Below are 6,912 nucleotides of genomic sequence, written 5' to 3'. Positions count from 1 at the left end.
TTTGACTTGGTCTTTAGGTTCTAGTTTGGCTCCTGGTGAATTTGTTGGTTTCTTTGTAGTGTTTAATACTACTGATGTTGGTAATTTCACTAATGTGGTTGTTGTAAGTTCTGATGAAGTTCCAAATAAAACAGCTAATGATTCCGTTAAAGTTTTAAAACCTGATTTCTCTGTAGAAAAACTAACAGTCAATAAGATTATTCATTTGGGAGAAATAGCTTATTTCGAAATAATCATTAGAAATACAGGTGAAGTAACCTTAACCAACTTAACGGTTTATGAAACAGACTTTGAAGGTCTCATATATGCAGGCTGGTTTGATGATACCGGTTTATGGAGTAAAAATGATGATTTAAGCTGGACATTTAATTCATATTTAAGCCCGGGAGTATATACAGGATTTTTCGTATCTTTCAATACAACTAAAACAGGACATTTCATTAATGTAGTCAATGTAACTAATGACCTGGTTCCAAATAAAACAGCTAATGATACTGTTGATGTCGTAAAACCTGAGTTCAGTGTTGAAAAGATTACTCTCAATCACACAGTCGTTGCAGGAGAACAGGTAATCTTTGAAATAATCATAGACAATTATGGAAATGTTGATTTAACAAATATTACAGTTTATGAAAAAGAATTTGAGGGTTTAATCTATGATTCATGGTTTGACTATACTGGTAAATGGATTAAGAACAATGACTTAAGTTGGACTTATAATTCAACTTTGGAGTCTAAAAAATATGCAGATTTCTTTGTTGTATTCAATACAACTGAAATAGGTAATTTCACAAATGTTGTAGTAGTTAACAGTGATCATTGTGAAAATAAATCAGCAAATAATACTACATATGTTGTTGGCGCTGATTTATCCGCAGTTAAATTAGTTTCAAATAAAACTCCTATCTATGGAGATGAAATTATATGGACTGTAATCGTGACAAATAACGGTCCTGGAAAAGCTAAAGATGCATATGTCACAGACAAATTACCTAACGGTCTTGTTTACATTTCAGATGACTCTAACGGCAAATATAATGCAACTTCTGGTATCTGGACTATAGGAGACTTAGCTTATAATGAAACTGCCGTTTTAAAAATTAAAACTTTGGTTAATATAAGCAATGTCACAGTTTTAAACGTGGCTGTTGTTAACAGCAGCACTAAAGATCCAAATGAAGAAAATAATATTGCTAATAACACAACGAATCCTCGCACTCCTGGTTTGAATGTAACAAAAACTACTTTGACTCCTGTTGTTCATGCGGGTGATCAGGCGGTCTTTGAGATTGTCGTGACTAATGTTGGTGACTGTGATTTAGATGGTGTGTTTGTTGAGGAAAAATCCTTTGATGAGCTGATTTATGATAGTTTTAATGGTGTTAATTGGATTAAAAATAATAATAAATTCATTTATAATGGTATTTTAGCTTCCGGAGAATCTGTAAATTTCACTGTTACTTTCAACACTACTAAATCAGGTAACTTTACTAATGTAGTAGTTGCAGGCTCTGATGATTGTGAAAATAAGACCTCAAATGACACTGTTGAAGTTCTTAAACCGGAGTTAAGCGTTGAAAAACTCGCTTTAACTAAAATAATTACTTTAAATGGAATCATTACATTTGAAATTACAGTTCACAATACTGGGGAGACTGATTTGACTGATGTTAAAGTTAGTGAAATTGTTCCTGAAGGCTTGACATATGTTGGTTATCACAATACTTCTCATTGGACTTATTTGGATGATTATTCCTGGAGTTATAATGGTGTTTTAACTAAAGGCAGTTATGCTACTTTATTCATTGAGTTTAATGCTACCAGTTTAGGTAATTGGACTAATGTTGTAGTGGTATCATCTGATAAAACTGAAAATAAAACCTCAAATGACACTGTAGAAGTCCTAAATCCTGGTTTGGATGTTGTAAAAATTGCGCTTAATCCGATTGTTGTTGCAGGAGATGAAATTACATTTGAAATTATTGTTCACAACACTGGAAAAGTTGATTTGACAAATGTTGTTGTTGAGGATATTGCGCCAGCTGAATTAATCTATAAAGATTATAAGGGCAATGGATTGTGGATTTATGAAAAGGGCCTTTGGACATTAAACGGTGTTTTAACACCAAATGAATATGCAGCATTCTATGTTACATTTACGACAACTTCTGAAGGAAACTTCACAAATACTGTTGTTGCAAGTTCCAACGAAACTGGAAAAATTGAAAACAACACAACCGTTTCAGTAATCAAAGGACAATTGGAAGTTGAAAAAATAACTTTAACACCTTATCGCGTTGTTGGTGAACAGGTAATCTTTGAAATCATTGTTCACAATGTTGGCAGCATTGATTTGAATGATGTCTATGTTGTTGAAGATTCATATGAAGGATTAGTTTATGATCATTTCATTAACAATGGAGATTGGACATATTCAAACAATAAATGGGTTTTAAATCATGCTTTGAAAGTTGGCGAATATTCTGCTTTATTAGTCTATTTCAATACTACAAAAGTAGGTAACTTTACTAATTATGTATTCGCAGGTTCAAACGAAAGTGATGTAGTATATTCAAATAATACAACACAAGTGTTCAATAAAAGCGAGGACGAACCGGTTTACAATGATACTGAGGTAAGATCATTTGATTTGATTAAGACCACTATCAATCCAGTAATCATTTTAGGCGAACAGGCGATATTCCAAATTGTAATTCACAATACCGGAAATGTTGCCCTGAATGTTACAATTAGTGAAATCTTTGATGAAGGATTAATTTATGATAGTTTTGTTGACTATACTGGCTTATTCGCTAAAAATGCTGATTTGTCATGGAATGTAACTGGATTATATCCTGGCGAATATGCAGGATTCACAGTTTACTTCAACACTACCCGAACAGGTAATTTCACAAACATGGTATCTGCAGAAGAAAAAACCTCAAATGACACAGTTTTAGTTTTAAAACCAAGCTATGTCATTGAAAAAATTGCATTAAATAAAAACTTGCGCATCGGCGACAATGCAGTATTTGAAATTGTTGTGCACAATGACGGTGAAGTTGCATTAGATAATATTGTCATAAAAGAATTGTCATTCGACGGATTAATCTATGATTACTTTACTGATTATATTGGCGCATGGGATTATGATAATTTAACATGGACTTATACCACTGCATTATCCCCTGGTGAATATGCAGGATTCTTTGTTGTTTTCAACACAACCTGCGCCGGCGAATTTACCAATGTGATCGTCTCCGGCAACAAAACCTCAAATGATACTGTGAAAGTCTTTGAGCCATTAAGTGAAATTGAAAAAATCGCTTTAAACAAAACAGTTTACGTCGGCCAACAGGTAATATTTGAAATTATAGTACATAATACAGGATTAATCGATATCAACGATTTGACAGTGGAAGAAACATCTTATGATGGACTAATTTATGATCATTTCATTGATGAAGATGGAATGTGGATAAATGAAGCTTTAACATGGAAATTGAATGCTACCCTAATGCCTGGAGAGTATTCAACATTCTATGTAGTATTCAATACTACTGCTGCCGGAAACTTTACTAATGTAATAATGTCTGCTAATAACTCTGCTAACGATAGCGTTGAAGTCAATTCAATTGCAGATTTAAGCATCATTAAAAAAGTTTCAAATTCAAATCCTAATTTCGGTGATGTGATTACCTGGACTATTGTTGTAACAAATAACGGACCGGGAACTGCTGAAGACGTTTATGTATTTGATAATTTAGAAAAAGGTTTAGTTTATCAGTCATCCAAAGCTACTAAAGGCAGATTTAATTCAACAGAATGTATCTGGTATATCGGTGATTTGAAAAATGGTGAAAGCGTACAGTTAGAATTATCTACTTTAGTGGCAATTTCTAACTCAAGCATTCTTAATGTTGCTAATGTAAACAGCAGTACTTATGATCCTAATCCTGATAACAACAATGCCAACAATACAACTCATGTAAATCCTGTAGCTGATTTGTCTGTTGAAAAAGTTGTTGTTGCTATTGAAGGAGAATATGTAACCTGGGCAATTAATGTTACTAATTTAGGTCCGGATTCAGCAATTAACACAAGAGCTGTTGATGTTTTACCTAACACATTAATATTGGTTTCATATGCTATGACAAAAGGTTCATTTGACTTCAATACTGGTGTATGGACTATCGGAGATTTGGCTAATGGCGAAAGTGCGGTTTTAATTATTAAAACAATAGCAAATGCTACCGGTACACTCATCAATGAGGTTAATGTTGTCAGCGATACATATGACCCTAACATGAATAATAACTATGACTTTGACAGCGTAATTGTTGAAGAAGTAGTTCCTGATGTTGAACCTCCTGTTTCAACTCCAAAATCAGTTGATGTAACTCCTGCAACAGGTAATCCATTAATCATGGTTTTACTTGCATTAATTGCTTTAGCTGCCGGAACATTAAGAAGAAAAAATTAACATTAAAATGGGAAATTTGATTTTCCCTTACTTTTTATTTTTTCATATAGATAACATATTTTATAAGTTCTAATTTTAAATACTGGTTTTATTAAATTAACTATATCATTTAAAATTTTAATAGTTAATAATTAAAACTATAAAATAATTAATCATTAATTCAATTAAAGTGACAGTTATTTCTTCGGTGATTTTCAATAAAAAAATAAGGTAAAAGAAATTTAGTTTAAAATTTCTTTCATGTGTGCAACACGTTTTTCAACAAGCTCTTCGGTACCGACATCGCGTCTGTGGTATACATTTCCTTTTACATAGTCACATGCCTTTTCAGCTATTTTTTCTGCTTCGGAAATGCTTTCGCCGCTTGCAACGATACCTAAAGCTCTGGAACCTGACAGGTGAATTCCGTCATCTTCAAGTCCAACTGCTGCGTAGAATACTTTTGCACCCATATCTTCAATGGATTTCTCATCCACTTCAATCAGTTCTCCTGCATATTCTGTTTCAGGATATCCGTCAGGTACAATGTATTTGCATACACTTGCTTTCGGTTCAAATTCAACTTCTCCTAAAGTTCCGTCAACGATTGCCTTACAAACATCAATTAATGGAGTTTTAAGTAATGGCAACACATTCATTGCTTCAGGATCACCAAATCTTGCATTATACTCAATTAAGCGAGGTCCGTCTGCAGTCAGCATGAACTGGCCGTAAAGAATGCCTTTGTACGGTTTTGCTTCTTCAGCTATTGCTTTGATGGTATCTTCCATGATTTTAACGGCTTTGTCATAGTCTTCCTGTGTTAAGAATGGTAAAAGTCCATCAGCATCGGAGTATGAACCCATTCCTCCGGTGATTGCGCCCTGATCTCCTTCAAATGCATGCGGATGGTCTTGAGCTGCAGGCATTGGAGCCAAGTGTTCGCCGTCACAGAATGCCTGAATGGTAAACTCTTCACCGATTACTCTTTCTTCAATAATAACCTGTGCAAATCCACCCATTGCATTATCAATTACTTCTTTTGAGTATTCTTTTGCTTCATTATTGTCTTTTAGATGGTCTCCAACAATTTTAACTCCTTTTCCACCTGTCAATCCTACAGGTTTGACTACAACGTCACGGTCAAAGTCATCTAAAAATTCGCTTAAATCTTCATAATTATCGAAAACTCTGTATATTAATGACCCGTCAATCTCATAATCTTCAAAGAGTTTTCTCATGAATGATTTATCGGTTTCTATTCTTGCGGCACTTTGGCATGGTCCTACACATTTTATTCCGTTCTTTTCAAGTTCATCAACGATTCCCTTTTCAAGGGGAGCTTCAGGACCGATAAATGCGATTTCAATGTCATTTTCTTTAGCGAATTCGGCTACTTTTTCAACTTCTCCTTCATCGCCTTGTTTAAACTCTGCAATTTTACTCATTCCAGGGTTTACTTTACTCATATAACAGTATAACTCAACATCATTCTTTAAAGCATCAGCAATGGCATGTTCACGAGCACCTGTTCCAACAACTAAGACTTTCATAATAAGATTCTCCTTATATAAAATGTATATTTTTAAAAATATTTAAATAGTTAGTTCATAAGTTAATTTTTTAAATTCATCTAAAATTAAGGATATTTTATTTTTATAAAAAGTTTTATATATGTACATATATAAATCCTTTAATCATGTTACCTGAAGTAAATATTCAACAACCAATTAGTAAAAGTGTTAGTACAAAATTGGCTGAACAGGAGTATAATCGGATTAATGAATTAGTCGCTGATGGCTTATTTCTAAATAGTGCTGATTTTGTAAGAGAAGCTATTAGAGAAAAATTGAAAACTTATGATGAAGTAGTTATTTTAAGAGAAATACCGTACATGCAAATGAAACAAGAAATTATAGAATATGTTAAAAAAAATCCTGAGGTGGATGCAGTCGATATAGCGGATGATTTATTATTAGATGCTTTTGAAGTAAATGATATTTTAGTTGAATTAATTAAAGAAGGAATATTTGGAGAGGTATAAATAGCATGACAACATATCATGAAACTGGAGATAAGATTAAAGGATACAAAATTTTATGTGAGGCAAGACAAATCAAACCTCCAAAAGTAATACCAAAAACAGGAAGACACAAAGCACAGAGAACAATTTTAAAGGATAATGCAGAAGCAACAATATTAGCTAAAGTTAAATATATAGGGGATTAATTTTTAAGCATTTATAAATTAATTTTAGTCATTTTTAAACTATTTACCAAAAACCATTGCGCAATGTTCAATTGAATAATGGGAGTGTCCCATAATTAATTTTTAGATGGTGATGGTTTTAATTTTTATTTATAGATCAAATTGGTCTTCATAAATTCTAAATAAGTAAAATATATCGTATTTTTCTTATATTATGTTCAATCACCTCTTATTCCAGTAAT

4 protein-coding genes are annotated in these 6,912 nt (G+C 32.8%); 3 read left to right on the top strand and 1 reads right to left on the bottom strand.

The features are described from left to right. A partial coding sequence (locus IJQ68_RS07110) for a hypothetical protein (RefSeq protein ID WP_292798650.1) occupies window positions 1-4,483 on the top strand: 4,483 nt, incomplete at its 5' end. A 221-nt stretch (window positions 4,484-4,704) separates the two neighbouring features. Here the strand turns inward: IJQ68_RS07110 and purD are convergent. Then, window positions 4,705-6,015, bottom strand: a complete 1,311-nt coding sequence (purD, locus tag IJQ68_RS07105) for a phosphoribosylamine--glycine ligase (protein WP_292798648.1) — start codon at window positions 6,013-6,015, stop codon at window positions 4,705-4,707. A 146-nt stretch (window positions 6,016-6,161) separates the two neighbouring features. Between purD and IJQ68_RS07100 the strand changes: the two genes are divergently transcribed. Both IJQ68_RS07100 and IJQ68_RS07095 read left to right on the top strand, forming a co-directional pair. Then, window positions 6,162-6,506 (top strand): hypothetical protein, encoded by a 345-nt coding sequence (locus IJQ68_RS07100; RefSeq protein ID WP_292798647.1) that lies wholly within the window; start codon window positions 6,162-6,164, stop codon window positions 6,504-6,506. Window positions 6,507-6,511: 5 nt separating this feature from the next. Then, window positions 6,512-6,691: a hypothetical protein gene (locus tag IJQ68_RS07095; RefSeq protein WP_292798645.1), complete on the top strand. Its 180-nt coding sequence runs from the start codon at window positions 6,512-6,514 to the stop codon at window positions 6,689-6,691. Window positions 6,692-6,912: the final 221 nt, after the last annotated feature.

This window comes from Methanobrevibacter sp. (genome assembly GCF_017447225.1).
Lineage (GTDB): Archaea > Methanobacteriota > Methanobacteria > Methanobacteriales > Methanobacteriaceae > Methanocatella.
The sequence above is the reverse complement of the archived record's forward strand: the minus strand, read 5'-3'. Positions and strand labels throughout refer to the sequence as shown.